The sequence below is a fragment of the Microcystis sp. M165S2 genome, from assembly GCF_020245885.1.
In the GTDB taxonomy this organism is placed as follows: Bacteria; Cyanobacteriota; Cyanobacteriia; order Cyanobacteriales; family Microcystaceae; genus Microcystis.
Genome location: NZ_JADBTZ010000301.1, coordinates 1 through 3,492, shown reverse-complemented (window position 1 = coordinate 3,492; position 3,492 = coordinate 1). Strand labels below are relative to the sequence as shown.

The 3,492-nt window shown below is 44.8% G+C and carries 3 protein-coding genes; 1 reads left to right on the top strand and 2 read right to left on the bottom strand.

Annotated elements, in window-relative coordinates; translation table 11 throughout:
* Window positions 1-159: 159 nt before the first annotated feature.
* Window positions 160-936, bottom strand: coding sequence for an RNA polymerase sigma factor SigF (locus tag IM479_RS15165; protein WP_287685968.1), 777 nt, complete (start codon window positions 934-936; stop codon window positions 160-162).
* Between the two features lie 316 nt (window positions 937-1,252).
* A complete protein-coding gene (gene ruvB / locus IM479_RS15160; protein WP_287076507.1) occupies window positions 1,253-2,329 on the bottom strand; it encodes a Holliday junction branch migration DNA helicase RuvB in 1,077 nt (358 codons plus the stop codon).
* 23 nt (window positions 2,330-2,352) lie between these two features.
* On the opposite strand from ruvB, the gene hisF reads away from it, so the two are divergent.
* The gene (gene hisF / locus IM479_RS15155) at window positions 2,353-3,117 is read left to right on the top strand and encodes an imidazole glycerol phosphate synthase subunit HisF (RefSeq protein ID WP_002787034.1); all 765 of its coding nucleotides are present in this window, start codon (window positions 2,353-2,355) and stop codon (window positions 3,115-3,117) included.
* The last annotated feature ends 375 nt before the right edge of the window (window positions 3,118-3,492 follow it).

Sequence of the window (3,492 nt, the reverse complement as noted above, 5' to 3'; positions counted from 1 at the left end):
GTGGTCAATTACCTAATTTTCAGGGAAAAAGTCCCTGAATTTTCCCCCCAATCACTCCAAGGGTCGGCACTTTTTGAGGGAAAAAAAGTCTAAAAACCTTGTTGGATAAGGTTTTTAGATTTATTCAGCAAACCCTACTTATGAGAACCGATAATTGGGCTAAAATGCCTCTTGGATCATAGTTTCCTTGAGCATTTCTAAACCCTTTTTCACCCGACGGGAGACGGTAACGACACTAATACCTAATTGTTCGGCGGTTTCCCGTTGAGTAAGATCTTTAAGGAAGACAAATTCGAGAATATGACGGGTTTTCTCTTCTAATTGAGCGAGAGCTTGTTGTACACGAATGCGATCCTCTTGACAAAGTTGAAAGCTGCGATAACGGGGATCGGGAACGAGGTCTTTTAAACAAGTATTATTATCTTCATCGTTATTAACCGTCACATCGAGACTGAGGGGTTCACGGTTTTGGAAAGCCAGTTTTACCTCTTGCCATTCTTCGATCGAAATATTTAAAGCGAGGGAGATTTCCGTATCATTGGGTTGACGATTGTGGACAGTTTGGAAATGCCGACGCACATTGGCCGCTTGTCTGCCTAAATCTAACCAACGACGAGGAATACGAACTGTATAACCTTTATCGCGCAGATGGTGTTGAATTTCGCCGCGAATATAGGGAATAGCGAAGGAACTAAAAGCATGACCTTTGCTGCTGTCAAAACGCTCGATCGCCCGAATTAGTCCCATACAGCCAACTTGCACTAAATCTTCGTAATTTTCATGGCATTGATTGACCCAATGATGAGCTTCCCTTCTGACTAATCCTAGGTTTAACTCCATAATTTGATCCCGTAACTTATTATCTCCTGTTTTTTGGTATTTTTGAAACAGGGTGAGAGTTTCGAGTTTAAGATTTTCTTGATTTACGACAGACATAGGGCGCTAACAGACTTAAAAAATATTGACTATAAAAGATCACTATTGCAATTAGCTTTGACCAATCCCAATACAGTCTAGATGAGAAGCGGCAAGCAATCACAACAATGTAATTTGCTACTATCACTATGATACGACCTTTATATAAAGACTTGTGTGATTTCACGCAGTCAAGCCGGTATTTAAAGACACCAATAAGCTAAAACCCAGGTAATTAGGGTTTTAGGGTGTGGGGTGTGGGGTGTGAATTTTCCCCCGGAAAAAGTCTTAATCCAACAAGGTTTTCAGATTTATTCAGCCAGCCCTATCTAGAAAACTACAACTCAAACAAAGGTAAACTCCGATCCTTATTTTTCGGCGATTTCGCCAGTAGGCCTAAATGTTCGTAGGCGGCTGCCGTGACTACGCGACCCCGGGCAGTACGATTAAGATAACCTATTTGTAATAAATAAGGCTCATACACCTCCTCGATCGTCTTGGCATCTTCTCCCGTGGCTGCCGCTACCGCTTCCAATCCCACGGGCCTACCTTGAAACTGTTCGATCATCGTCTTTAATACTAATCGATCGGTCCAATCTAAACCCATAGAATCCACATTTAATTCATTTAATCCCTGATCAGCTAACTGGGGAGTAATCACCGTTTCTCCCTTCACCTGTACATAGTCGCGTACTCGTTTTAATAAACGATTGGCAATGCGTGGAGTTCCCCGACTGCGACGGGCAATTTCGATCGCACCCGCTTCAGTAATGGGAATATTAAAAATAGTGGCACTTCTGAGAATAATTGCCGTCAATTCCTCGATTGTATAGAAACGCAGACGTTGAATCAGGCCAAACCGATCGCGTAAAGGGGAAGTTAAAGAGCCAACTTTGGTAGTAGCACCGATTAAAGTAAAGGGAGGTAAAGAAATACTGCGAATTTTCGCCGCTTGACCCTTGCCAATCGTCACATCCAGGCGATAATCCTCCATCGCTGGGTATAATAACTCCTCCGTCACCCGATTCAGTCGATGAATTTCGTCGATAAAAAGAATATCCCGGGGTTGAAGATTGATCAGGATGCCGGTAATGTCCCGGGGACGCTCTAAAGCGGGGGCGGCGGTAATGCGGCAATTTACTCCCATCTGGGCCGCTAAAATTAAAGCCATGGTGGTTTTTCCTAATCCTGGCGGTCCGTAGAAGAGCAAATGATCGATCGCTTCTTGTCTAGCTTTGGCTGCGGCGATGGTGACTTTTAGATTAGCCTTTAAGTCCTGTTGACCGATATAATCCTCTAGGGATTGGGGACGAATCTGCGCTGCTGCTTTTTCCGTTTCTTCTATAGTGGGATTGGGAGTGAGCAGATTTTCCTCGGCAGCCGGAGGGGAATTGTGCGATCGTTTGATGGCCATTGTTACAATCAAGAGTCTAGGATATGTTAGCGAAGCGGATTTTGCCTTGTTTGGATGTCAATAAAGGTCGGGTGGTTAAAGGGGTTAATTTTGTCAATCTTCAGGATGCTGGCGACCCCGTGGAGTTAGCTCGCTTGTATAATCAGGCAGGGGCCGATGAGTTGGTTTTTCTTGATATTACTGCTACCCATGAAGATCGCGACACGATTATTGATGTAGTCTATCGTACGGCGGAACAGGTTTTTATTCCTCTGACAGTGGGTGGCGGTATCCAATCCTTAGAAAATATTAAAAATTTGTTAAGAGCCGGGGCCGATAAAGTCAGCATTAACTCGGCTGCCGTGCGCGAGCCGGAATTGCTCGATCGAGCCAGCGATCGCTTTGGGAAACAGTGTATTGTGGTGGCGATTGATGCTAGACGACGCAAGGATGGGCATAACCCCGGTTGGGAGGTTTATGTTCGGGGTGGACGCGAAAATACGGGTATTGATGCTTTATTATGGGCGCAAGAAGTGGAAAAACGCGGGGCGGGTGAGTTGTTAGTTACCAGTATGGATGCCGACGGCACGCAAGCGGGTTACGATCTGGCCTTGACAAAAGCGATCGCTGAAAGGGTGGAGATTCCTGTGATTGCCTCTGGAGGAGCGGGCAATTGTCAGCATATCTACGAAGCATTGACGGAAGGGCGGGCAGAAGCGGCTTTATTGGCTTCTTTGCTCCATTATGGTCAATTAACCATCGCTGAGGTCAAAAATTATCTGCAAAATCAACAAGTACCCGTGCGTTAGCCAGGGAAAATGAGGGCAAGATTTGCAGAACTTAATCTAGTGATTAAGTCGGTTTTTCGGGAAAAGGATTTCTTTAGGCTGCAACCCAAGAAGAGCAAGGTTTAGACCTAAGCTAAGACACATTTTAACCGCTTACTGTTGCCTCTTGCCGCTTGCCTCTTGCCTAATCTCAACAAGCAATTTAAATTTGCGGGCGGTTTATCGAAAATTTGGGTTAAAACCCCGTCCTTTGAGGCTATCCATTAGTCACATCTTTCTTAACATAAAATTTGACAAAAAGAGAAAAGTGTGCAAGATGGCTCAAGGGGGTTCTATGGGGGGACTAATTTGATGAGATAGTTTCCAAGTCTGGCTGATATCATGTAACCTTCGCAG